This is a genomic window from Chryseotalea sp. WA131a, assembly GCA_025370075.1.
Classification (GTDB): Bacteria; Bacteroidota; Bacteroidia; order Cytophagales; family Cyclobacteriaceae; genus ELB16-189.
This window is the reverse complement of record CP073016.1, coordinates 1,377,604-1,403,379: the sequence shown is the minus strand read 5'-3', so window position 1 is coordinate 1,403,379 and position 25,776 is coordinate 1,377,604. Positions and strand designations below refer to the sequence as shown.

Here is a 25,776-nt window from a genome sequence, read left to right as displayed (position 1 = left end):
AATGTCTATGAAATACATTTTAACGCTTTCCTCCCTACTATTATTTTCGCTAATAACCATTGCTCAGCCCATCAAGTTTGAGCACCTCTCATTAGAGCAAGGGCTGTCTCAAAGTTCAGCTATTGCCATTCTACAAGACCGTCAAGGATTTATATGGATCGGGACGGATGATGGGCTTAATTGCTACGATGGCTATGGTTTTACCGTTTATCGATATGATGCAAAAGATTCGACCTCGATTAGCGGGTATCCTATTTATTCCCTATGTGAAGACCGTGAAGGCTCGCTTTGGATCGGCACGCTCGGTGGAGGACTGGACAAATTTGACCCGGTAACTAAATCTTTTGAACATTTCATTAACGACCCCAAGAACCCCCACAGTCTTAGCAATAATACCGTTCTTTCAATCCACCAAGACCGCGCGGGCTCAATTTGGGCTGGCACAGATGGTGGCGGGCTGAACCGATTTGACCCAAAAACCAAAACATTTGAACACTACACCAACGACCCCAGCAACCCACGTACGCTTAGTAACAACTCCGTTAAAATAATCTATGAAGACCGTTTAGGTTTGTTATGGATTGGTACGAAAGGTGGTGGCCTAAATAAATTTGACCCAAGAGCCAACACCTTCGAACATCTCACTAAAGATATCAAAAATCCAAACAGCCTAAATAATGACTTTATCCAAGCGATTTGTGAAGATCGCGCAGGGTTTTTTTGGATTGGTACGGGTAATGGGCTTACTAAATTCAATCCCAAAACCAAAGCCTTTGAACACTTTACCAACGATCCTAAAAACCAGAATAGTCTTAGTGGCAATAAGGTTTTTTCAATCTTTGAAGATCGTGCAGGGATGCTATGGATTGGCACGTATGGTGGTGGGCTCAATAAATTTAACTCTAAAACTAAATCCTTTGAACACTTTACCAACGATCCAAAAAACCAGAATAGTCTTAGTAGCAATAAGGTTCTTTCAATCTTTCAAGATCGCGCAGGATCGCTTTGGGTTGGCACAGATGGTGCTGGGCTTAACAAAGTGAATCCTCCCACCAAAGCCTTCGAACTTGTAAGCAACAGCTCGAAGAACTCGCAACGGCTAAACAACAATTCGATAAGCTCCATCTATCAAGACCGCACTGGGACGCTGTGGGTGGGGACAAACGGGGGCGGCCTAAACAAAATTGACCCTGTAGGAAGAGCCGTTGAATATTTCACCCACTACCCTAAAAATCCAACTAGCATCAGCAGTAATTACGTTACTTCAATCCAAAAGGACCGCACAGGCGCGCTTTGGATAGGCACTAGTGATGGAGGCTTGAACAAATTTGATCCAACTACCAAAACTTTTGAACATTTCACCAATGAGCCAAAGAACCCGAAGAGCCTGAGTAACAATACCATTGTTTCAATCTATTCCGACAGCTCCGGTTCAACTTGGATCGCCACGTTTGGTGGTGGCCTGAATAGATTAGATCCGTATTCTTACACCTTTGATCATTTCATGAACGAGCCCCAAAATGAGCATAGCCTGAGCAACAATAGTGTTTTTCCTATTTACGAAGACCGCTCAGGAACGCTTTGGGTTGGCACCTATTCGGGTGGGTTAAACAAATTTGATCTCACAACTAAAACTTTTGAGCGTTTCACCAACAACCCAAAGAACCAGAAAAGTATTAGTAATAATATGGTTCTTTCTTTGTATCAAGACCGCTCCGGAACGCTTTGGATTGGCACGTTAGGTGGTTTAAATAGGTTCGATTTAGCAACCAAAACTTTTACCTATTTTACTGTAAAGGACGGGCTTCCAAATGACTGCATTTATGGGATATTAGCAGACCAAAGCGATAATCTTTGGCTTAGTACTAACAATGGGCTATGCAAGTTTAACCCCAAACGCCTTACTTTTCGTAATTATGATGTAACAGATGGCCTGCAAGGCAACGAATTTAATTCCGGGGCTTACCACCGAGGACCTGATGGGAAATTTTACTTCGGTGGCAATAATGGCTTTAATGCCTTCTTTCCTGATAGCATAAAAGACAACCCATACATACCACCCATTGTTATCACCGATTTTAAAATCTTTGAAAAAAGTGTCAATTATGGCTTAATCCCACACGATATAGTGCTGAACTACGACCAGAACTTTTTCAGCTTCGAGTTCAGCGCCCTCAATTTTATCCTGCCCGAAAAGAACCAATATGCTTACCAAATGGTGGGTTTTGATAAAGATTGGATTTACTCGGGCACGCGCAGATATGCTAGCTATACGAACCTACATCCGGGGACGTATACCTTCCGCGTAAAGGGCTCCAACAACGATGGGGTCTGGAACGAACAGGGCATCAGCATAAAGGTAGTGATTAACCCTCCATGGTGGCTTACGTGGTGGTTCCGAGGAGCACTGGTTGTGGGTTTGGCAACGGCCGCCATCGGTGTCTATCTGTTCCGCACACGACAGATCCGGCAGACCAACCGAAGGCTCAAGACCATGGTAGAGGAAAGGACTAAAGAACTCAGGGAGAAGAATGAAGAGATAGCCGCCCAGAACGAGGAACTGGTTCAGAGCGAGGAGGAAATATCCTCCCAACGAGAGCAACTTGCTGCCCAAAATGAGAACTTGGAGTCTCAAGTTGCGAGGCGCACCCTCGAATTGACCGTACAGAACCAGCAATTGGAACAATTTGCCTTCATTGCCTCCCACAACCTTCGGGGGCCTGTGGCGCGCATGTTGGGCCTGGGAAAGCTTGTTGGTGCCGGGGCCATTGCCGACAACGAGAAGGAGTATGTGATGAACAACCTATTGGAAAACACCAAAGAACTGGACACGGTGGTGCGCGACCTGTCGCATATCCTGGACATACGAAACACCCAGCAACAGATAACCACCACCGACCTTGCCAAAGAGCTTGCCCTTGCCGAGCATACACTGGCGGCAGAAATCGCTGAGGCTGGCGCAGTGGTGATGGCAGACTTCGCCCAACTGGAAAGCCTTGAGACCGTTCGCCCCTACATCCAGAGCATCTTCTTGAACTTGCTGGACAACGCGATCAAATACAGGGACCCGGAAAGGCCGTTGGTGGTGAGAGTGAAAGCCCAGGCAGAGGGCAAGTTTGTGCGCATCAGCTTTGCCGACAATGGTTTGGGGATAGACATGGAAAGAGACGGTGGTAAATTGTTCACCTTGTATGCCCGTTTTCATTTCGATGTAAAGGGCAAGGGGATGAGTCTTTTTTTGGTAAAGACCCAACTGGAGGCCATGGGCGGCAGGATAGAGGCCGAGAGCACGGTGGGCAAAGGAACAACGTTCAACTTGTATTTAAGTAATAGGATTTCATAATGAGTAGCAATAGCTGATACCTGCAAATGCTTTTTTGGTAAGTTCACGCAAGCCACAAACCAACGGGTAAGTGTCTTCTCCTTCAATATCTGGTAGTTCTTCTGTTACGATTTGATGAGAGGTCAACACAGTTGCCAACAGTTCAATAACATACAACAGGCAAATTCTCCACCCCTGATGCATGGTTTTCCACCGCATAACTCTGAGTTAGAAGTAATCCTCTTTAAAAGATTTTTTTCCATTCTTAAAAATAGGAGTTAGAAGTCTTATTAGCTTATAATGCCTTGTAGTATAGGTCTAAGCTATTATTTTTGCGAATGGCAGAGCAAATTCTAATCCTCGATTTCGGGTCGCAATACACACAACTCATTGCCCGCAGGGTGCGCGAGTTGAACGTTTACTGCGAAATACATCCTTTCAACCAGGTTCCTACCATTACCCCAGATATTAAGGGAATAATCCTTTCGGGCAGCCCTTGCTCGGTGCGCGATGCAGGGTCGCCAGATGTTGATTTAGATAGCTTTGGTAAACTACCCATATTAGGTGTTTGCTATGGAGCACAATTAATGGCGCATAAAAGTGGCGGCACGGTGTTGCCTTCGCAGATCCGTGAGTATGGTAGGGCAAAACTAAACAGGGTTGATCATCATATCGATTTGCTGAAAGAGATTTCGCTCGATTCGCAAGTATGGATGTCGCATGCCGATACCATTGCTTTGCTGTCCGATCAATATGAAATCATTGCCAGTACCGATTCGGTAAAAGTGGCCGCATTCAAAAAGAAGAACGAACCGGTTTACGGCATACAATTTCACCCCGAAGTAACGCATTCGCTGGAAGGAAAAAATCTGCTCCGCAATTTTGTGGTGCATATTGCTGGTTGCAGCCAAAACTGGACACCCGATCAATTTGTGGAAACCACGGTTTTGGAAATCAAAAGTAAAATTGGCAACGACAAAGTGGTGATGGCGCTTTCGGGCGGAGTGGATTCCTCTGTGGCGGCCATGTTGGTACACAAAGCGATTGGCAAAAATTTGTACTGCATTTTTGTTGACAATGGATTGCTACGCAAAAATGAATTCGAGCAGGTGCTTGCATCCTATCAAGGAATGGGATTGAACATTAAAGGAGTTGATGCAAAAGATAAATTCTATTCGGCTTTAAAAGATTTAACCGAGCCAGAGGCAAAGCGCAAAGCCATCGGCAAAGCGTTCATTGAAGTTTTTGATGAGGAAGCGCACAAAATCACAGACGTAAAGTGGCTGGGCCAAGGCACTATCTATCCAGATGTTATTGAATCGGTTTCGGTGAAAGGGCCATCGGCCACCATCAAATCACATCACAATGTGGGGGGGCTTCCCGAAAAAATGAAGTTGAAAGTGGTGGAGCCGCTAAATACTTTGTTTAAAGATGAAGTACGATTGGTGGGCAAGACATTGGGCATCGATTCCGCTATTTTGGGTCGCCATCCGTTTCCGGGTCCTGGCTTGGGAATTCGTATCTTAGGCGATATCACGCCAGAAAAGGTACATATCTTGCAAGAGGTCGATAGCATTTATGTGAATGGTTTGAAAAAGCATAATTTGTACGATAAAGTATGGCAGGCAGGGGCGGTATTGCTGCCCATTTATACAGTAGGTGTAATGGGCGATGAACGAACCTACGAACGCGTGGCTGCATTGAGAGCGGTGGTAAGCGTGGATGGGATGACCGCTGATTGGGCGCACTTACCGCATGAGTTTTTAAGTGAGATTTCGTCAGAGATAATCAATAAAGTAAAAGGAGTGAACCGAGTAGTGTATGATATTAGTTCGAAACCTCCAGCTACCATTGAGTGGGAATAGACAATTTGAAAATCAGCCAATTTGAAAACCAATTCAATTTGAAAATCATCCAATTTGAAAATTTGAAAATGAACTTTCTCTCATTATTGAATACTCAATACTCAAATCTTATTTTAAGTTTTTCAAAGGCTTTTCTCTTATGCATTCTTCTTTTTTCTTTTTCAAATTTGCTGGCACAAGATTTTAAAAAAGACTATCGCAAAGCAAAGGAGCTATTTAAAGACGGTAAGTACAGCGAGGCGATGGATGCCTTTAGTCCGCTGACAGTTTATGATAAAGAAAATCCCTATACTGAATACGCATTCTTTTATCATGCACTATCGGCACAACGAATTGGATTTACCAGCATTGCCAAAAACCAATTTCGCCAACTAAAGAAATTGTATCCGCGGTGGCCCCAAATCGATGAGGTCAATTATTGGTTGGCTACGATTTATTTTCAGCAGGGTGAGTTTTTTCAGGCGATGAAATTGTTGGAGGTCATTCAAGATAATTCTTTTCGCAGTTCACAAGATTCCTTGAAGCAGGCTTACCTATCTAAAATTAAAGATGTGGAACTGCTAAAGATGATCGGTGAGGATCATCCAACCGACTTAGAAGTCGCCCGTGCATTGGCCACCGCCATCGGTAGAAAAGGTCTTCCAAACGAAGACATCCATCTGTTGGATTCCATCACGATTCAATATAATTGGAGGCGCGAAGATTTTATGGTAATCCCACCAAGTCGCGTGCGATTAAAAGACCGCTATCGCATATCCTTGTTGTTTCCGTTCCGCGCGGCCACGTTAGAGCCAACCCCCGAGCGCAAAAAGAATCAACAGATATTGGAGTTGTACCAAGGCATGAAGCTGGCAGTTGATTCTCTTGCAAAAACCGGGGTGAACGTTGACTTGGTGGCCTATGATACAGACCGTAATTTAGAGACAATACAATCATTGCTTTCTAAACCAGAATTAAAATCGAGCGATTTGATTATAGGGCCACTTTTTGCAGATGAAGCAAAACCTGTCCAATCTTTCTCGAAAGAAAATCAAATCAATTTGATTGTGAATCCAGTTTCCAGCAACAGCGATTTTTTAAAGGACAACCCAAATGCCTTATTGTTCCAACCTTCGCACGAAACCATTGGCAGAAAGTCGGCCGAGTGGATGGCTGGTAAGTTGAAAAAGAAAAATTGCCTTGTTTATTATAGCGATAGTCCTAAAGATTCGGTGATGGCATTTAACTTCATAAAGCGTGCGTTGGAATTGGGTATTGACGTAGTGTATGCGGAGGAAGTGAGGAAAGAAAAAAGCGCTAAAATTTTGGAGACCTTGGCCAAAGCTACCCAATATGACGAATTTAGAAATCCAACCCAATTCAAGTTAAAAAAGGATAGTTTAGGCGGAATCTTTGTTGCAGCCCCTGATAGTCCATTGATTTATACAAAAGTGATCAACAGTGTAGAAACACGTGGTGACTCTATTTTAGTGATTGGGCAAGAAGATTGGCTAGAAGATAATTCATTGGATTATGTGAAATTGGAGCGAACGCAAGTGGTGCTGGCCTCGCCAAATTTTACACCCTTTTCGGGCACTGCATTTAGCAAATTCCGTAAAGCATTTTTCGATAAACACGGTATTTTACCTTCCGAAAATTCGATGAAAGGCTATGAGCTGATGTTTGTGATCGGCAAAGCCATGAACGAATACGGTACGTACTTTACCGATGGCTTGCTAACCAACGGAAAGCCCTTTCCAGGGGTGCTGACGGATGGATTCTGGCTGCAACCATCGCGAGACAATGGTCAAATTTCATTTATTTCTTTTTCTAAAGGCGAACTTAAAAGGCTCTAAGCCGGTGTTGCTATTGGGTTTAAATATGATAACTGCTCGAAATCCTTACACTTTAGTCTAAAACTTGTAAGTTTTTAATTACCTTTCGGAAGGGTATGCGATTTATGGTCTATTCATTAAGTTTAACCATGTCTGTATCTTTGATTAAGAGACTAAATTTTTATGCATAAAGCTATTTTCAGGTCAACCATTTTTTGCCTGGTATGTATCTCCACGGTGGCCAAGGCCCAAGAGAAAAAAGAAAAGCAAGCCGTAACCTACGAGGAGCTTTATGATGAGCCTTATTCCATCAATAAGCTCTTTATTGGTTTTCAGCCTTTGTATGGCGAATTATTTGCCACCAACGTGAATGCAGGTTTTGGAATAGAAGCTTCGTATTATTACAAAGACAAATTTGACTTAAAGGCTCATTTCCGTAAGACCTATAGCAGTCAATTTTTTGATTTCAATCGCCAAGCGGCATTAGAGAATAGTGATGTGCAAACGAAGCCTCAGGTATTTAGCTATTATGAATTGGGTGGTACTTACCACGTAAAAGACAAGGACGCGAGCGGAAAAACCAGAATGGTCCTTTACAAAAAGAGCTTTAGGGGAAATCGCTGGGCGGCCAATGTTCCTCAGCATGCGGAAGTACCTTGTAAGGTTCGTAAAATAATTGGAGCGCGGTTGGGCGGAATCCTTTGGAATAGTTCGGTTGACCTAAACCGTGCGTTGAAAAGCCAAAACCTTACAAATTTGGATTTAACGGATGACAGCGGAAATTCCCTTCCACTCAATACCATTCCAGATCCACTTACAGGGATTTCAAAAAACTTTAGTGTATACGGCAATCTTTATTCTACCAATGTTTATGTTGGCGGTTCCATGAGTTGGTTTAGAAATGTGGCCGTCAGCTTTGATAAGTTTGACGAAGGCCTTGACGATGGTTTATTGACTCTTTATTTTGACATTCTATTTGCACCCTCGTTGAAAGTAGATCCGGTTACTTACCAAAATATTGAATACTCTACCGATGCCATCAAAACTTCCTCTTTCGGTTTCCGGGCAGGTATTGATGGAAAATTCAATCGCACATTAAGCTGGTCGTATGGTGGTGAACTTGGCTTGCGCCCTTCCATCAGCGGGCAAGAATTTTATGCCATGTTCAAAATATCATTCCCCGTTTTCGGCACTGGCCTTGATTACAAAGTAGAATCATTCGGCAAGTAAGAGTAGGTGGCATGGCCAATGATATTTTAATTACCAATATCAAAGGCTTGGTTCAAGTCAGGGAAAACACCCCTCATTTTTTAGCGGGTAGTGAAATGGCACACCTTCCAGTGCTGTCAAATGCATTTCTTTATTTGAAAGATGAATGTATTTGCGATTATGGAACGATGGATAATCTTCCGTCCATATCAGCATCCCAGACCATCGATGCTTCAGGTCGATTTGTATTCCCCAGTTTTATCGATTCGCACACGCACTTGGTCTTTGCCGCCACCCGCGAGGATGAATTTGTGTTGAAGATAAAAGGGGCAACCTATGCCGAAATAGCTGCCATGGGCGGAGGTATTTTAAACTCTGCTAAAAAGCTCCAACAAACATCGGAAGAAGAATTATTTGCCCGTGCTTTGCCTCGCGTAAGAGAAGTGATTGCTACGGGCACAGGAGCGATTGAAATAAAAAGTGGCTACGGCCTTACGACAAAAGATGAAGTTAAGATGCTGCGCGTGGCCAAGAGAATTGGCAGCGAAACTCCTTTGAAAGTAAAGACAACTTTTCTGGGCGCTCATGCCGTTCCGCAAGGCATAGCGAAATTAGATTACGTAAAATTGGTGATCAATGAAATGATTCCCGCTGTAGCGGAAGAAAAATTGGCCGACTACATTGATGTCTTTTGTGAGGATGGATTTTTTACCCCGGACGAGACGGAAAGAATTGTGGAGGCAGGTAAGAAGTTCGGAATGAAGCCACGCATTCATGCCAACCAATTGCAGCGTTCGGGTGGGGTGCAAGTAGGGGTAAAGACGAATGCCATGAGTGTGGATCATTTAGAAAATATTGACCAAGAGGAAATTGATTGCTTGAAAAATACCAGTGTGATGCCCACAGCATTGCCGGGCGCTGCTTTCTTTTTGAACCTTTCATTTCCTCCTGCCAGGCAGATGCTCAATGGCGGGTTGCCTTTGGCCATTGCTTCGGATTACAATCCGGGCAGTTCGCCCAGCGGAAATATGTTCACCATGATTTCGCTGGCCTGTATCAAAATGAAAATGACACCCGAAGAAGCGTTTAATGCAGCTACCATCAACACGGCTTATGCAATCGAATTACTAAAAAGTCATGGAAGCATTACCAGAGGCAAGATTGCTAATATCTTTATTACCAAACCCATTTCTTCCATTGCTTTGTTGCCCTATAGTTTTGGAAGCAATCTGATTGAAACGGTTGTTTTGAACGGTGTTGTAATTCCTAAGTCATAAGCCCAATCCCTACTACCCAATGCCCGATCTCCAATTACAATCAAAATTGTCTGCATTGCTCCGCGATATTCCTGATTTTCCACGACCCGGAATTTTGTTCAAAGACATTACGCCTTTGTTGGCAAACCCAAGTGCAGTGGAAGAAGTAACACGTGAAATCGTTTTGCATTATTCAAAACAAAACATAGAAGCCGTGGCTGCCGTGGAGGCACGCGGTTTTATTTTCGGGGCAATGATTGCGCAAGGATTAAATGTTCCGTTTATTCCAGTGCGCAAGGCGGGCAAATTGCCGTTTCATAAAATCACCGAAGAATACTCATTGGAATATGGAAAAGCGGCCATCGAAATTCATAGCGATGCGATTGCAAAAGGTAGTCGCGTACTGATTCATGATGATGTGTTGGCCACGGGCGGCACCGCCACCGCAGCGGGCAATCTGGTGACCAAGTTGGGTGGGGTAGTGGCTGGGTATTCATTTATTATCAACTTGTCTTTTCTTCCTGGTGAGAGCCTGTTGAAAAATAATTTTCTCATCACTCCTCATTACTTGATGAGTTATTGACATGAATGCGAATCCGTGATTGAAGTTTTTGGTGTGGAATTTGGAGGGTGCGCGTCAGTTTTGCGACTTTAAATTTCAACGGACACTTGTCGGGTTGAGATTTTTGTTTATTGCAATCCTTTCCTTCTATCCAAAACATCCCTCACGCGGGCTGCGCTCTCATAATCTTCTTTGGCCAAAATACTAGCGAGCAGTTCTTCCAACTCCTCGATGGTGTATTCTGCAAAGGAGCCCTTTTTTAACGTTAGTTTTCCTGCGCTCTCGACTACCGATGCTTCATTGATGATAAACTCATACGAATAAATGGGGCAATTAAAACGAACGGCCAACGCAATGGCATCGGAAGGACGCGCATCAACTTCTACTACTTCATTCGCGGCATTTAACAAGATTAGTTTCGAGTAAAAAATCCCCCGATCAATAGTGTGAATTAATACTTCTTTTAAATTTCCACCAAGCCCCTCGATCGTGTTTTTGAAAAGATCATGTGTGATCGGTCTGATCGTTTTTAATTTTTCCATCACTAGGGCGATAGCTTGTCCTTCAGCAAGGCCAATGAGGATGGGTATTTTTCGCTCTCCATTCACCTCTTGCAAAATAAGGGCGTAGTTTTTCCCGTCTTGCGATACACTACTGGAAAGCCCGATCACATATAGTTCTCTCTTTTCCATTTATCCCCTCTTTATCATTTGGCAAAGCTCATCAATGTTATCGTATGGAGCTACAATGTAATCATCCTGACTGAGTTTGAACAGATGCGGGCCCTCTACTTCTACACAATACTCCGATTCGGTAAAAACTTTATTACCGTCTTCACGGATAACGGAAATACCATAAGCATGAAGAGCCTGCAACAATAACTCCTTCCCCGAAAGCGGCAGCACAGATTCATCCATTAGACAAAAAGGTTTTGGTAAATAACTTTACTTCCAAAAAATATACAAAGAGCTGACGACAATACAATCAGCGCCTGTTGCACTTTTCTATTCTGCGTAAATAGTTTTGAAAACGGTAAACTGAATAATCCGGAGGCCACCAGCATACCCGCCACCGATCCTAACCCAAAAATCAGTAAATAAAGTAAACTTGGCACCGTATCTTTTATTTCGGTCATGACCAGCAGGACCATTACTCCGCTTCCGGCCAACCCATGCACAGCTCCAATTCCATAAGCAACATGATGATGACCTTTATCATTCACAAGGTGAGCATGGCTTTCCATGGCTCCGCCCTGGATAATTGAACGAAGGCGGTAGATTCCTATGAATAAAAGCATGATTCCTACACACGCTTCGAGATAACTAAAATAGATTTCGTCAATCACTAACTTGCCCAGGATGATGGTGATTCCAATAAGTAAAATAGTGGAGGTATGGCCTAAACCCCAGTAGATGCCATCTTTGATTGCCAATTTTAGCTTTGTTCTTTTCGTGACAATACTGCTTACGGCAACCAGATGGTCTGCTTCGAAAGCATGGCCGAATCCAATCACGGCTGCAAAAATAATGGGAACTAGTTGAGTCATAATAGTTCGTATAAAATAATACGATGATTTCCTGTATCGGCTACGGCCATCCTATTTTCATCAATGGAAATAGCAAACGGCCAGTACAATGAATTTTCAGTTGTGCGCACCGTTTCCATGTTTTCGCTGCCAGTTAAAAAATCATCGTGACCAATCAACCGATAGGCTGGCGGGTTTGCTTCTTTAGAAATATGAGAGTGCCACACCAATCGACTATTGCCTGTGTCGGCAATCCAGATTCCGTTTTTATAAAACATACTATCGTAACACCAGTTCAATGTGTGCGGAGCGGGCCTTAACAAATATTGATTCTGGCCGTTACTTTGCAAATCGGGCTGACCAAAAACCATTTCCGCAGAAGCGGACAAAGCGGCTGCCACACTAGGCCAGTACAATACACGAAAGTACTGTGTATCGGTGATGGCCACTTCACCGCGCTCACTCACTTTAATGGAATAGGGCCAAATAGCAGAATGTGGATCGTAATCTTTTTCGATAAAATTGGGCGCACCAATGACACCATCGGCTCGAACATAGTTTTGAGTTGGGATGGCATGATATACCAGTATTCGTCTATTGCCCGTATCAGCCACAAAAAGTTTTTCCTCATGAACCCATACACCGTAGCACCAATAGAGCGATTGCGAAGAAGGTGGCTTTCCTAAACCAATAACGTTTGGTTCGTTGGTTTCAAAACCGGGTTGGCCGACTACCACATCGGCAGGCTGGCCATGCTGTGTTGGAAAAGAGTGCCAGATGAGAACGCGATGGTTCCACGCATCGGCTACGATCAATCGGTGGCCATCGCTCCAGATGCCCGAGGGGTACTGTAGTGAGGAAGCCGTCACTTTATTGCCATTGTTTCGGCCGGTACCTGAACTAAACTCTTGCCCAAGTACTACGTCTGGTGCTTGATATTCTTCCTGTGGAATTTCATTCCAAATAAATACACGGTTTTGGCCAGTATCAGAAACAATCAATTTATTGTTGCAAATAAAAACTCCACGCGGTGCTAAAAAGGGATTGCCCGCATCGCCTTTGAACAGCTGTTTGCTTTTCACAGGATAAATAGGCGAGATGGATTCAGTTAAATTTGTTAGCATATCCTGGGAAGTTGTTCACCCGTCAATCGATTCACCACTCTTCGTCCACCAATAGAACTTGTTAATATTACCTGCTTTGCATGGTTGGTAGTAACGGTTCCGATGGTGACCGCCTGCACGGTTTCTTTGTATTGGCGAAGAAGTTTAACTACGTCATCGGCTATTAACTCATCAACGATTGCTATGAACACACCTTCATTGGCCACATACAAAGGATCCAGTCCGAGCATTTCGCACGCACCAGCCACGGCATCATCTACGGGAATATCTTTTTGAAAAATATCGATACCCAATTTTGCATCCGTGGCAATTTCATTCAATACTGAGGCTACACCGCCTCTGGTAGGGTCGCGCAGGAAATGGATAGATTCGCCAAACGTATCGATGAGCTTTTTTACAACGTGATTCAGTGGCCTGGTATCGCTCACCATTTCCGATTCAAATTCTAACCCTTTGCGCACCGACATAATGGACATGCCATGGGTGGCGATTTCGTTGCTGACAATAATTCTGTCACCTGATTTTATTTGCGAAATAGAGATGTTTGCCTGAGGATGTATTTCTCCGATGCCACTGGTATTGATAAAGATTTTATCCCCCTTTCCACGCTCTACTACTTTGGTGTCTCCTGTTACCACATACACACCTGCTTTGTCGCAGGCCGATTTGATACTTGTGATGATTTCCCAAAACTCCACCATCGCCAAACCTTCTTCGATGATAAACGACAACGACAAATATTTGGGAATCGCCCCACACATGGCCAAATCGTTCACCGTGCCATTAATGGCCAATTCACCAATATTGCCACCTGGGAAAAAAATGGGCGAGATCACATAGCTATCCGAACTGAAGGCAACGCGACCATTCATCGTGAAGGTAGCTCCATCATGCCGCTGGTCTAGCAGTGGGTTGGCCAATACCGTAAACACGCCACTGTCCAGCAGTTTTTGCGTAAGCATGCCACCACTGCCATGGCCTAAGGTGATGATGTCAAAATCCAATTGCGGCATCGGGCAGCTAAGATTCATTTTTACTTTAGGTTCTACCATTGACTACTTCGTTGTTAAATCTGCTTGTGAATAATGATAATAAGCGGCACACGCACCTTCGGAAGAAACCATGGGTGCACCTAAGGGATTGGCGGGTGTGCAACGTTTTCCAAACTCACTGCATTCGTGCGGCTTCTTTAAGCCTCGCAGCACGTGCCCTGCAATGCAATCTTTATTTTCTTCAGCTTTCGCAATATTCACGCGGAATTTTTTATTGGCATCGTAGGCCGAGAAATCTTCTCGAACTTCAAACCCGCTTCCAGGAATGGTGCCAATGCCGCGCCACTCGCGGTCAGACGACTCGAATACGTCATCAATCATTTTTCGCGCTGCTGGATTGCCCTCTTCTTCTACCACGCGGCTGTATTGATTCTCTAATTTATATTCGCCCTTTTCTAATTGAGCAACTAGCATCGCAATGCCTTGCAATAAATCCACTGGTTCAAAACCTGTTACCACCATCGGTATTTTGTGCTTTTCTACTATGGGATAGTACTCACTTAAACCCATAATGGTGCAAACATGCCCTGCTGCCAAAAAGCCTTGAACAATGTTATCATCATGGTTGATGATGGCCTCCATGGCTGGTGGTACAAGGACGTGCGATGTTAAAATCGAATAATTCTTCAACCTTTGTCTCTTGGCATGGATCACCGATAGTGCATTGGCTGGGGCAGTGGTTTCAAATCCAACCGCAAAAAATACTACCTCCTCATCGGGATTTTCTGCTGCAATTTTTACAGCTTCTAACGGTGAGTAAAGAATACGAATGTCTGCACCGTTTGCTTTTGCATCTAAGAGACTTTTTTTAGAGCCGGGAACACGTATCATATCACCAAACGAACACAGGATTACCTTTTTTTCTTCCGCTAGGTAAACGGCTTTGTCAATGAGATTGAGCGGTGTAACGCACACAGGGCAACCCGGTCCATGCACCATACGTACTTGTCCTGGCAACAGGTTGAGCAAGCCATTCTTGACGAGGCTATGGGTTTGCCCACCACAGACCTCCATAATCACCCATGGTTTTGTTACGGTTCGCTTTATTTCTTTCAAAAAATAATCGACCAACTCCGGACTTCGATATTCGCTGAGATATTTCATGTTGAATTTTTAGCATGTTGAAGTTTACTGTTTATCAATGGAATTTAGAAGTTAGAATATCAACATAACACCCTAATTCTCAATCCCTCACGACTTATGACCTCGGACCTATTCCACCAACTCATCCAACTCACCAGCTTCGCGCAGATAACCAAATATCTTTTGCGCCTCATCTTCATTTACTTTACTGATGGCTACGCCTACGTGCACGAGCACATAGTCGCCTACTTTGGCATCGGGCACCATTTCAAGACTTGCTTCTTTGGTGATACCACCAAACAGCACTTTTGCCATTTGCACGGTGCCATTGTACATGCTTTCGATGGACTTGATTTTTCCGGGTATTGCTAAACACATTTTCTTTAGGATTTATGATGTTCGATTTAATATTTGTCAGACAAGAAGTCAGAATTTAGTTTACTACTTACTTACAAACGCGTACTTACTACTTAACCGTTTTGTATTCGTCACTTTCCAATGCGCCAGTTGACCAAAAGAAATACACTCATCATTGGGTGAAAGCTGTTGGTGAAAGAACAAATTAAATTCTTTTGAAAGATGGTTTTCAATCAAACCGACAAGTAAAGCATTTTGAAAAACACCTCCGCTGAAGGCAATTGATTTTAGCTGATGCTGTTCTGCGATGGTTTTAATCAGTTGCACTAATGTACAATGAAAGCGAGCGGCTATCTCACATGGGTCTATCCCCTGCCGAACATCCTTTATTACTTGCATGATCAAAAACGGTGTATCAATTGTATCGCCATGGACTTGAACTGGGTATGAATGAAAGTATTCAGTCTTTTGCGATTGAATAAAGTCTTTAGCCGCTTCCTCTAAAAGTAGTGCCGCTTCGCCTTCGTAAGTAGCTTTGCCACAGAAGCCACACCAGGCGGCTATCGCATCAAACAATCGGCCCATGCTGCTACATTTTGCAGATTCAGTTTGTAATGCAGCAGTATAAATTTTCCATTCGTGCGGAGTAAATTTCTTTTCAAGAAGATGAATATAATCAATGTGCGTGATAGCCAATGAGGAGAGTCGTGGCTCGCGGGCCATTTTATCGCCCAACAACAATGGGAAGTAACTCAAATGTGCCACGCGTGAGAACTCGTTTTCTCGCCATCTAAAAAATTCGCCACCCCAATGATGTAAGTCGCTTCCCAATCCTATGCCATCCCACACTACTCCTAAAATGGGATCGGATTCTTCGAGTAAATTATTTTCGGAGAGCACCGCAGCCAAATGCGCTTCATGATGTTGGATTTGCACGATGGGAATTGTCGATATGGAAGCATTATGCTGGCCGATTCTGGTAGAAGTATAATCGGGATGTAAGTCAGCGAGAATTAATTCTGGCCTGGCACTGGTTACTGTCAGGAGATGGTTCAAAATGGTTTGATAGTTCTTTTCCGTGTCGGCACTTTCCAGATCACCTATGTATTGGGATAGGTAGAAACATTCAGCGTGCTGCAAGGCAATCGTACTTTTTAGCTGTGTACCCATCGCCAGAATGTTTTCAGGTGTAGGGCTGCTTCCAAAATAGGACGGAGACATTCCTCTTGCCCTTCGGATGACGATTCTCCTGCCACTGTCGGTGAAGCGAACAACAGAATCATCTTGGGGAATTACAATGGCGCGATTATGGACAAGCAAGGCATCGGCCACGCCAAATAAGGATTGAATCGCCTCGTCATCCTGATAGATGATTGGCGAGTTGCTGATGTTGGCACTGGTGGCGATAAGGGGCTTTTGAAATTGAAAGGCGAGTAGTTCCAGCAGGGGAGCATACGGCAGCATGACACCAATCGATTGAAGCCCTGGCGCAATCACTTTCGTCTGAATTTCGGTAAGAGGCTTTGTCTTCAACGAAACGATGACGATAGGCGCCTCCACACTTTGTACTGCATCTTCTTCCTCTTTGCGAAGCCTGACATCGTTTTTTAACTGCAATAGGTTTGGATAAAGAACGGCAAAGGGTTTTGTAGGCCGGTGTTTTCGGTTGCGCAGTTGGCTGATGGCACGTTCGTTCGTGGCATCGCACAACAAAAGATATCCACCTATTCCCTTTACGGCAACAGTTTTTCCCTCTTGAAGCAGCTGGATTGCAGCAGGGATTATTTCCCTTGGAGATTCAATAATAGTAGTCGATAAATGAAGACTCATCTTCATCCCACACAGGTGACAAGAATTGGTTTGTGAATAGAATCTTCGGTCGCTAGCCATGGCGTATTCAGAGACGCAAGCCTCGCACATCTCAAATTCATTCATCGAAGTATTGCTGCGGTCATAGGGAAGTTGCTGCATGATGGAATACCTTGGCCCACATTGTGTACAAGTGATAAATGGGTATTGGAATCTTCTGTTAGACGGATTGTGCAATTCCTCTCTGCATGAAGGGCACATGGCAAAGTCAGGCGAAAGCATTACGCTGGTAGTGCCAGATGTAGTTGATTCAATAATCTCGAAACTACTGAATGCTTGACTTTTGATTTCTGTTAACTGATGGTGAGTTACTTTACTATTGGAAGGCAAGTTGAGAAGAATAGATTTATAAAAATGATGAGCGGCCTCTTCTTTTGCGTTGAACTGGATTACTACACCCTCCGCAGAGTTTGAAACCGTTCCATTGATTTCATTTTTTTTTGCCAACACATACACCATCGGGCGAAAGCCAACGCCTTGCACAATTCCCGTCAGGTGTAGTTGATAGGTCATTTAATGGATTTAAGTTTTTAAGATGTGAGATGTGAGATACCAACCACTGAATACCGAATGCCCTTTACCGACACCAAAGTCCTAATGCTTAATGCCTAAGTTCGCTTTCTTTTGCTGCACTCTTGCCAGTAGCCAATCACACCAGGCATCCAATCCATGACCTTTGATACTTGAAAGGGTCATTACTTCAATGTCCGGGTTTACATCACGGGCATCTTTGGTAACGGCATCCACCGAAAAGGGAACATAGGGCAGCAAGTCTGATTTTGAAACCAACAACAATTCGCTGGTGTGAAACATGCGCGGATATTTTTTTGGTTTGTCGTCACCCTCAGTAGAGGCGAGTACTGTGACGCGATAGTCTTCGCCTAAATCAAAAGCTGCAGGGCAAACTAAGTTTCCCACATTTTCGATGAACAATAAGTCAACGTCTTTTAAATCGATATGATCGAGTGCTTGCAAAATCATTTGCGCTTCTATGTGGCACATGCCTCCTGTAACTATTTGTAATGCATTAATGCCTACATCGCGCATGCGAATGGCATCGCGTTCCGTTTCGGGGTCGCCTACCAACACAGCCATATTGATTTTTCCTTTCAGGCGTTTGCCTGTTTCCTGCATCAAAGTGGTTTTGCCGCTGCCGGGCGAAGAGCATACGTTCACGACCAGCATGGCAGGCAGGCGGTCGCGGATGGCCTTGGCCACAAAGTCATTTGCCTTCAATAAATTCAAGGTAGTGTTATCGCAAGGGATATTGCCTACGGGGGCACGGTTCGACTTCGGTTTTACGGGTATCATGGTATTGTTCATATATTCTCAGATTAAAGAAATTCAACTTTGGTGATGAGCAATTCGTCTCCCTGAATTACCTTTTTGGTCGGGCGCCCGCATTCGCAGACAAATTTGTATTGTTTCACTTGCGAAGTCTTGTCGCAAATTTCGCAATGAATAAGAATCGGGGTGACTTCCACGTCCAGCTTTGCGTTTCGGTATCGTTGGTCGTCTTGCACAACAGCCTCAAAAGCATTTTGCATCAAAATAGGCTGCACGTTTGAAAGTTCCCCAGCCCGCAGGTAAATACATTTTACATTCTCGGGTGGTGTATCAGGAAACTGCTCCTCAATGGTTCTAAAAATATTTCTGACCAGCGAAATTTCGTGCATGGAATGATAGCTATAAAGCACCTCTTTTACTAAAGTCGAAACCTATCAAATGCCTAAGAGATTACAAACTAAATATTTAGAAAACATTTTCTAAATCCAACTCTTTGTTTAACTGTTGCATCACGCATTTGTATCTAAAGTTAGTGCTTTACCCACTGCGAAGTATCCATGAATACGGGGATATAAAGAATAGTGTCGTCTTTGACGATGTTCTACATCAAGGCCTTCAACTTTTCCAATCTCGCACGGTGTCCAGCAACTTCTTTTGATAGTGTTGGGTCACTTGATAGAGCTTCGATTTCACGCAGTTTTGAAGTCATGTCATTAAACCGGGCTTCGTTCAATTCATCTTGTCCATTATCGGCATACCAACTCGCTTCTACATAATTGAGCAGCGTTAGTGCCCGCTCCATGGGGTAACGCTCTGCTGTTCGAATTTCGAGTGCTTGATTGAACATTTCCAACGATTTTGCTACGTTGTCAGAATTGCGCGAGGCAGGATACTTAATATAAGCATTTGCATAATGATTGCAGATGGTTGCATACTCGTAGGGGTACTGCTCTTTTGTGAAAAAGTTGAGTGCCTCTTTAAATGATGAGGACGATACAGCTGCCCACACGCCTTTCTTTTTTGCTTCGTCTGGTATTTCAGAATAGATGATTCCTAGCAGGTGTTGTATCTCGGCAAATTGCTGTGGGGCTGCTTCGCGCGTAAATACCTTTGCCGCTTCTTGCAAGGCTTCCATCGCGCCCTTGTAGAATTGGATGTTTCCTTGCTGTGCCCATGTGTAGAGCAGCGTACCCTTTCGCATTTGCACTTGCGCGAGCAATTCGGGTTGGTCTTCTTTTCGCAGCAAATCAGCCGCTTTGCTGATGTAGCCCAGTGCCTCCGAAAAGCTTTCGTTAAAATTAGCTACCTGGGAAGCATCCATTAAGACGAGTGCGGCCTGCAGGGGTCTTTCGGTTTTTTCATAGTGCGTAAGACATTCCCATAGTAATTCTTTGAGTTGCGTCATCAACAATTCATCGTAGGGAACCATTAATCTATCTAACCAAATGGTGCTCAATAATGTTTTTAACTCAATGCGTGCGGTTTCTGTCAAGGCATACTTGATTGCCTCTAAGAGTATGAGTTCCGCATTTTTTGTATCGCCTGTATCGGCCAATAAGGTGGCGTAGTGCTTGGCTGTAAACGCTTTTAGCTCGTCATTTGGAGCAGCCGACATAGCCACATAGTAGGCGTGCCGCATCTCGTCAAAGGGAACAGGTGTTGCCACTTCACCGTAGTGAGCCACGATTGCGGCATTGTGCGTGGAGCGGTATTCGTTCCCTACAGCGGGGGCAGTTTCAAATTCCACATTCTGGGCCAACCGGACTTGTGCATCTATTGCATGTAGTAGCAAAGTCTCTTGGGCTAAGAGATCGTATGCTCTTTCATAATTGCCCAGCCTTGCGAAAATTAACCCCAATAAAGTAGTGGTATGATATGCCAAGGGTTGGGTAAGCAAAATAGGAGGTGAGACATTGTGCCAATCAATGGTAAACACAATGCCTCGCTCGTCCACAATAAAATCATTTGCCGATGCGAGCGGTTCTGCTTGAGAAATAGTTTTGATGGTTACTAACTCATCCAGTCTGAGTTCGCTAGCAATTGCTTTTTTTATAGCCGATTCAAAACTATCGGAAGTGTAAATGGATATCATAAATTGATTTTAATAATTCCCTCTGCTTCAGAGAATGAAAGTTCTCGGTCACTTTCATCTAGTTCTTGGTCAATCAATATTTCATGGATAGAAATTGATTTGTCTCCTTGTAGATTTTTCTCCTTGAGCATGTACTGCGCTGTCTTGTGGATTATTTTAAATTCGCTATTGCTGGCAGGAGCCAAAAGCAAAATTTTTTCTTTCGGATCGTATTTCAGAAGGACATGAGTTTCGCCCATCAATAATTTTCCTACCAAAGAATGATGGATAATAATGTGTTGCGTTTTTAAAATCAATTCGCTCATCTGGCCAAATCTACTTTTATTAATTCTACCACTTTGTCTCCCGCACTTTTGGCAGCTTCACTGAGTTCAATTTCTAGTCGCGTATTATCTATGGCAACCAGATAAACCATAATATCATCGGGGTATTCGTGTTGCAATATTTTTTTTGCATAAGAGAGAGCTTGGTCCCATTTGATGCTATGCAAAAATACCATAGGATCCTCAATGGGTGCTCTGCGGATTTCTTCGGCTGGCACTTTATACAGCGTGCCAACTGGCTCACAGGTATTCACCACGGCATCCACCAAAATAATCCGTTCATGTCCTTTTAGTTGAAAAAGCACTTCAAAAGCAGATGTGCCCATGTCCAGCAAGCTGATAGCGGATTGATCATGTAGCTCTTTCTTTAATTTCTCAATCACATAGATGCCTATCGCATCATCGCTGCGTACGGGGTTGCCAAAGCCCATAATGGCAGTTCTTTTGCTCATCTGTAAAAACAAAACTAAAAAAATACCCGCTTGATTTCAAGCGGGTATTTGAGTGAGATGCTATTTGTTTTACAATTTGAATTTTGCCAATTGTTCACCACTCTTTTCATCGTGTGCATGCACGGTACAAACCAAGCAAGAATCGAACGAGCGTGCAACCATGCCCACTTCAACAGGGTCATGTGCATCTTCAATTTCGGTTCCCTCCAGTGCAGCTTCAATCGGACCCGATTTTCCTTCATCGTCATTAGGCCCTACATTCCAAGTAGTAGGAGCAATGACTTGGTAATTCTTAATCACACCATCCTTAATATCAATCCAATGTGCGAGCGCACCGCGCGCTGCTTCGGTAGCGCCAAAGCCTTGTCCATCCCGTTCTTCGGGTTTGATATAAAACTCGCCATCCAAATCAATCTGACCCAGCCATTGATTAATGAATTCATACAAACGAGGTGCTTCATGCACCCGTGCCAGTGTACGGGTAAAAACACTGGGTCCTATTTTTTGAATAATATCACCAAATAAGGGGTCCCTGATTTGATGCTCCATATTATTCGGGTTTGCATTCATAATAACTCGTGCAAGGGGGCCAGCTTCAGCCGAATATCCCTTGTAGCGTGGGGCTTTTGCCCAGCTGTACTTGCCATCAAAATTAGAGTTAATCAAGTTTTGTGATTCTACAGGAGTTGGCAACGGCTCGTTCCAAGGGTGATCTGGTTTTTGATCCGTGAACCAAGTATGCTTCACGTGCTCCATTACCTCCAGGTGATCGAACGCATGATAATTTTTTCCGTCATAAAAACCACTTGAAGATATAAGGGCTTGATTGCGACTTTCCACAGTTGGTTTATTGTAACGATCCTTATGAAGGTATGTGCCCATGGCCAAATATTTGCCAACACCCTGGCCAAATTTATCCAAACCAAATTCTAAGCTAGCACGTATGAACAATCCTAAATCGCTATTACGCTGTTGTTCGTTTTCGTCTACCCATGCCATTAAATCACCCCACGATTTTACCTTCAAATAGCGTTCAATAGAGCAGCCCAACCAAGTAGTTTCCAACCAATCATTTCGAAATTGATTCATGATGGCGTGCGCACGCGTGATATCCTTTAGAGTTGGCGCGCACATGACACCTCCAGGCACCATATAGCTGGAGTGTGGCCATTGTCCGCCAAAAAGTGCATACACTTCTACCGGTCTTCCGCTGGCTGTTACACCGCTTTGAAAGGAAGTGCCTACATATGCCGCAAATCGTTTCACCACTTCGGCATATAATTTTTTGTTTGCAAATTTTTTGTTTGCCATGTCTGTTGCAAAGATGGCATAGAACCACCGGGGGATACTTTGGATAGTTTCGGTGGCCTGACCGATCGCCCGCAGCAGTAATGCGTTTGGCGGAAGGGTTGTTTTCCAAGCTGTATCCAACGCTGAAGAGGCACAATATAGATGTGAGCCTCCGCAAATGCCACATATACGTGGCGTGACAATCAAGCCTGATTGTGGGTCTTTCCCTTCCATGATTTTTTCAAAACCACGGAACATGGCAGCCTGTGTGTGCGCACGAGTCACCACACCATTTTCCATATACACCTTTACGTCCAAGTCGCCTTCTACGCGGCCAACCGGAGAAATATTTAGTTCTTTAACTGTTGACATAGTATCTATTGCTAAGGTTTATTGTTTAGAAGTTTCTTATTTAGAAGTCTCTCTCGTAGCCTGATCTACGCCTAGTAGTTTTTCTGCACCGCCCATTACTTTCTCGAAGCCCGCGCGGGTATAGTATCCTATCTTCGAATTTCCTGCGGGCACATCTTGCGGTAAGAAGCCGAGGTACTTCAAAGTTTTGAACACACTTCCTTTTTTTAAATCATGGTGCGGGAAGCCAGGTTCTGTGCATCCCAGGCAAGGGTGGTTGGCACGTGTTTTACTAGACTGGCGGTTCCACAATATTTTATTGCAACTCGCGCGCGTCATCGGGCCTCGGCATCCTACTTCATAAAACAAGCATCCGCCTCGTTTGCCAAAGCCACCATCTACTTTATTGGCAAAGTTTACCACGTTAGGGCATCCAGTTTGCACAAAATCAGTAAAGAATGTTTTTGGTCTGTGATAGTCGTCTAATAATACATCTTTGATACGACCTGTCGATATGGCTACTAATATTTGAGTAATCCAATCAGGGTGCGCAGGGCAGCCGGGAATATTGATAACAGGCAATCCGCCTTTTGATTTATAGTCAGCACCTAAAAAGCCACCTTTGGCCTTTTTCAAAAATTGCATACCAGTGGACTCGCTCGGGTTGGGTGGTACTGCAGGAATTCCTCCCCAGGTGGCACAATCACCTATCGCCACTACAAACCCGGCAACCTTAGAGAGGTCTTTTACCCACTCTTGCATGGGCTTATCGCAGAAATAGTTCATCGTGCCTTTGCCATTTGGTCCTTGAATAATGGAGCCTTCATAAACCAAAATGTCCATCTGCACTTTTCCTTTGATAATGTCGTTCATCAAATTGGTAACCTGTTCACCGATCTCCAACCCGATGGAAGGATGCCATAAAATGTTTACGCCAAAATCGGTGATCAATTCTACTACGGTAGGTTCTTGTGCATTGAGGAACGACATCGTATTGCCGCTGCACGCACCCCCTTGAAGCCAAAGTACATTTGCCATAAGGTATAGAAGGGTTTAAAGTTGAAATTATTTTCGATTAAACCTCAAAGATTGTTTTGAGTGCAACCGATTCCATAAAATTATGTGATGAAAACGAGAAATAGAAATTTTTTTCTAAGTATTTAGAAAGAAATTTCTAATTATTTAGAAAGAAATTTCTAATTATTTAGAAAGAAATTTCTAATTATACAGATTCTAAACAATTTGTTTTAATCTTTACGCCTGACTGATTAACGGTCGTATTAATAACTTGTATTCTTCTTTTCCTTTAGGAGTAAGTTGCGGTATAATCAGTGCCCAGACAGCTTTTCTGTACATGTCGTGGCGGTGGGTTTTGCCGCGGATTACTTGTTGGGGAATCCAAAATGTGATGGTAATCCAAATCAACTGTGCAAACAAATCAAAATCTCCCTCGTTACTTTCTTTTTCCAGGCTTCCTGAGTCGACTAAGTAATCCAGTCGCTTGCGCAATTGCATTATCATTTTAGAAATGTTCCGTTGCCAACGGCCATGAATGGCCGGGTAGCTTCTCTCAATTTCAAATATGTTAAAGAGATAAAATCGGTTGTGGTTGAAAAACGAGTAGTACGATGAGATCTGCTTATCAAAATCAAGTAAAGAGGACTCGGTGAGATACTCACTCAATACCCCCGCAAACTCTTCAATCAATTGTGAGTACACGGCCTCTACAATGGCATCCTTGTTTTTATAGTGATAGGCAAGGTTCCCAACACTGATCCCGGCCTCATCGGCTATTTGAATCAGGCGAACGTTAGCAATTCCGTTTGTATTAAAAAGTGAAATGGCTGCCTCTATGATTCGTTGTTTGGTTCCCTGATTTTCCATGTGTATTAATTCACCGAAATAATAAAGTCGTTAGCATTGATGCATAATGTGCCTCGTTGGTCTTTGGCGGCAAGCCTTCGCATATAAAAGGCGGTGAGTTCGGCCTTTTGCTTGGATGAATAGGAACAGATGCAGCGTTGCAAAAATTTCATAGGTTGTTTGTGGTGCGCAAAAAGCAATCTGATTTCCCAAGCCCCTTGCACAAGGGCCAGGTTGTCGATGACGGCCGTATCGCCCAGCCACCAGTCCTCATAAATAAAGCCCAAATCGTGATCGGCTCCACTTTTTTCTGTTAAGTGCATATTGTTGAGCATGGTCAGCAGCTCTGCATAGCTCTTTTCATCCATTGAAAATTCATGCTGTATTTCCATTTTGAAACAATATACTGGTTTAGTCTTTTAGAAACCAATTCAGCGTGTATCCAGTAGTGGTAGTTGGTTAAACTCTACAATTCCCACATGAGTAAACAAAGGAACCAAAACAGACCATACACTTTTTCTGAAATCACTGAAAGTGGTTAGGGGCTGCCCCGTTACAGATTGCCGGTAGCACCAGAATTCAGAAGCTGCCCAGTAATGACTGGCCGTGTTTTTACCTTGGTCTGGAAAGGAGAGAGGTAAGAATACACCGCGGGCGATGTTAAAATCAATCATTGTTTGTATTTGAAGGACATGCCAAATAATTTGTTGCTGGTGGATGGTTCGTATGGACGGAAAGCCACGCATAATCTCAAGCATATCTTGGTAAAAGAAAATGAAATCTTGTTGCAGCTCAAAACTGCTTTTGATTTGCCGATCAATATCTTCGAAAAGAGGTACGACTCTAAATTCCGCCAAGTGGATTCGTTGCCGCTCAGTTAATTGTTGATAGATGGCACTTAAAATCCCTTCTTTGTTTTTGTAATGATAGGCCATGTGGCCTACGGATATTTTTGCTTGATCTGCTATATGCTGAAGGCGCACGTTGACGAAGCCATTTTTGTTAAATAACGTCAATGCGCTTTGCAAAATTATCCTTTTGATTTCTGCTTTCGGGTTCATATCTGATATTCCCCACGTT

Annotated in this window: 25 protein-coding genes; 6 read left to right on the top strand and 19 right to left on the bottom strand. The window is 43.6% G+C overall.

Translation table 11 applies throughout. The annotated features are described in order from the left end of the window. Positions 1-7 precede the first annotated feature (7 nt). Complete coding sequence (locus tag KA713_06305; protein ID UXE68193.1) at positions 8-3,343, top strand: hypothetical protein; 3,336 nt, start codon at positions 8-10, stop codon at positions 3,341-3,343. Here KA713_06305 and KA713_06300 read toward each other — a convergent pair. After that, positions 3,338-3,541 (bottom strand): hypothetical protein, encoded by a 204-nt coding sequence (locus KA713_06300; GenBank protein UXE68192.1) that lies wholly within the window; start codon positions 3,539-3,541, stop codon positions 3,338-3,340. The genes KA713_06305 and KA713_06300 overlap by 6 nt on opposite strands. 119 nt (positions 3,542-3,660) lie before the next feature. Between KA713_06300 and guaA the strand changes: the two genes are divergently transcribed. The 5 genes from guaA to KA713_06275 all read left to right on the top strand — a co-directional run bounded on the left by guaA (position 3,661) and on the right by KA713_06275 (position 10,049). After that, positions 3,661-5,187: a glutamine-hydrolyzing GMP synthase gene (guaA, locus tag KA713_06295; protein UXE68191.1), complete on the top strand. Its 1,527-nt coding sequence runs from the start codon at positions 3,661-3,663 to the stop codon at positions 5,185-5,187. 68 nt (positions 5,188-5,255) lie between these two features. Further along, the gene (locus KA713_06290; protein UXE68190.1) at positions 5,256-7,022 is read left to right on the top strand and encodes an ABC transporter substrate-binding protein; all 1,767 of its coding nucleotides are present in this window, start codon (positions 5,256-5,258) and stop codon (positions 7,020-7,022) included. 162 nt (positions 7,023-7,184) lie between these two features. After that, complete coding sequence (locus KA713_06285) at positions 7,185-8,231, top strand: hypothetical protein (protein UXE68189.1); 1,047 nt, start codon at positions 7,185-7,187, stop codon at positions 8,229-8,231. 23 nt (positions 8,232-8,254) lie between these two features. Next, complete coding sequence (locus KA713_06280) at positions 8,255-9,487, top strand: imidazolonepropionase (protein ID UXE69051.1); 1,233 nt, start codon at positions 8,255-8,257, stop codon at positions 9,485-9,487. Positions 9,488-9,506: 19 nt separating this feature from the next. Continuing rightward, a complete protein-coding gene (locus KA713_06275; protein ID UXE68188.1) occupies positions 9,507-10,049 on the top strand; it encodes an adenine phosphoribosyltransferase in 543 nt (180 codons plus the stop codon). Positions 10,050-10,156: 107 nt separating this feature from the next. Here the strand turns inward: KA713_06275 and KA713_06270 are convergent, their stop codons facing one another. The 18 genes from KA713_06270 to KA713_06185 all read right to left on the bottom strand — a co-directional run bounded on the left by KA713_06270 (position 10,157) and on the right by KA713_06185 (position 25,757). Next, the gene (locus KA713_06270) at positions 10,157-10,720 is read right to left on the bottom strand and encodes a bifunctional nuclease family protein (protein ID UXE68187.1); all 564 of its coding nucleotides are present in this window, start codon (positions 10,718-10,720) and stop codon (positions 10,157-10,159) included. After that, positions 10,721-10,933 (bottom strand): hypothetical protein, encoded by a 213-nt coding sequence (locus KA713_06265; GenBank protein UXE68186.1) that lies wholly within the window; start codon positions 10,931-10,933, stop codon positions 10,721-10,723. Positions 10,934-10,944: 11 nt separating this feature from the next. Next, positions 10,945-11,574: an urease accessory protein gene (locus KA713_06260; protein ID UXE68185.1), complete on the bottom strand. Its 630-nt coding sequence runs from the start codon at positions 11,572-11,574 to the stop codon at positions 10,945-10,947. After that, positions 11,571-12,677, bottom strand: a complete 1,107-nt coding sequence (locus KA713_06255) for a hypothetical protein (protein UXE68184.1) — start codon at positions 12,675-12,677, stop codon at positions 11,571-11,573. Before KA713_06255 ends, KA713_06260 begins: the two co-directional genes overlap by 4 nt. Then, entirely contained in the window at positions 12,671-13,690 is a 1,020-nt protein-coding gene (hypE, locus tag KA713_06250) for a hydrogenase expression/formation protein HypE (GenBank protein UXE69050.1), read from the bottom strand. The genes KA713_06255 and hypE overlap by 7 nt, the downstream gene beginning before the upstream one ends. Positions 13,691-13,732: 42 nt before the next feature. Beyond that, positions 13,733-14,833, bottom strand: a complete 1,101-nt coding sequence (gene hypD, locus KA713_06245; GenBank protein ID UXE68183.1) for a hydrogenase formation protein HypD — start codon at positions 14,831-14,833, stop codon at positions 13,733-13,735. Positions 14,834-14,941: 108 nt separating this feature from the next. Next, complete coding sequence (locus KA713_06240; protein UXE68182.1) at positions 14,942-15,190, bottom strand: HypC/HybG/HupF family hydrogenase formation chaperone; 249 nt, start codon at positions 15,188-15,190, stop codon at positions 14,942-14,944. 63 nt (positions 15,191-15,253) lie between these two features. Next, positions 15,254-17,551 (bottom strand): carbamoyltransferase HypF, encoded by a 2,298-nt coding sequence (hypF, locus tag KA713_06235; GenBank protein UXE68181.1) that lies wholly within the window; start codon positions 17,549-17,551, stop codon positions 15,254-15,256. An 81-nt stretch (positions 17,552-17,632) separates the two neighbouring features. Next, positions 17,633-18,361, bottom strand: a complete 729-nt coding sequence (gene hypB / locus KA713_06230) for a hydrogenase nickel incorporation protein HypB (GenBank protein UXE68180.1) — start codon at positions 18,359-18,361, stop codon at positions 17,633-17,635. Between the two features lie 11 nt (positions 18,362-18,372). Next, positions 18,373-18,714 carry a hydrogenase maturation nickel metallochaperone HypA gene (locus KA713_06225; protein UXE69049.1) on the bottom strand — a complete coding sequence of 114 codons (342 nt, stop codon included), beginning with the start codon at positions 18,712-18,714 and terminating at the stop codon, positions 18,373-18,375. A 212-nt stretch (positions 18,715-18,926) separates the two neighbouring features. Continuing rightward, positions 18,927-20,417, bottom strand: a complete 1,491-nt coding sequence (locus KA713_06220; protein ID UXE68179.1) for a hypothetical protein — start codon at positions 20,415-20,417, stop codon at positions 18,927-18,929. Further along, positions 20,414-20,722 carry a hypothetical protein gene (locus KA713_06215; protein ID UXE68178.1) on the bottom strand — a complete coding sequence of 103 codons (309 nt, stop codon included), beginning with the start codon at positions 20,720-20,722 and terminating at the stop codon, positions 20,414-20,416. Before KA713_06215 ends, KA713_06220 begins: the two co-directional genes overlap by 4 nt. After that, on the bottom strand, positions 20,719-21,192 hold the full coding sequence (locus KA713_06210) for a hydrogenase maturation protease (protein ID UXE68177.1): 474 nt from the start codon (positions 21,190-21,192) through the stop codon (positions 20,719-20,721). Before KA713_06210 ends, KA713_06215 begins: the two co-directional genes overlap by 4 nt. A 69-nt stretch (positions 21,193-21,261) precedes the next feature. Continuing rightward, complete coding sequence (locus KA713_06205) at positions 21,262-22,854, bottom strand: nickel-dependent hydrogenase large subunit (GenBank protein ID UXE68176.1); 1,593 nt, start codon at positions 22,852-22,854, stop codon at positions 21,262-21,264. Positions 22,855-22,890: 36 nt separating this feature from the next. Beyond that, complete coding sequence (locus KA713_06200; protein ID UXE68175.1) at positions 22,891-23,871, bottom strand: hydrogenase; 981 nt, start codon at positions 23,869-23,871, stop codon at positions 22,891-22,893. Between the two features lie 216 nt (positions 23,872-24,087). Beyond that, positions 24,088-24,717, bottom strand: a complete 630-nt coding sequence (locus KA713_06195; protein UXE68174.1) for a TetR/AcrR family transcriptional regulator — start codon at positions 24,715-24,717, stop codon at positions 24,088-24,090. A gap of 5 nt (positions 24,718-24,722) precedes the next feature. Beyond that, on the bottom strand, positions 24,723-25,088 hold the full coding sequence (locus tag KA713_06190) for a hypothetical protein (protein UXE68173.1): 366 nt from the start codon (positions 25,086-25,088) through the stop codon (positions 24,723-24,725). Between the two features lie 39 nt (positions 25,089-25,127). Continuing rightward, positions 25,128-25,757, bottom strand: coding sequence for a TetR/AcrR family transcriptional regulator (locus KA713_06185; protein UXE68172.1), 630 nt, complete (start codon positions 25,755-25,757; stop codon positions 25,128-25,130). Between the last annotated feature and the right edge of the window lie 19 nt (positions 25,758-25,776).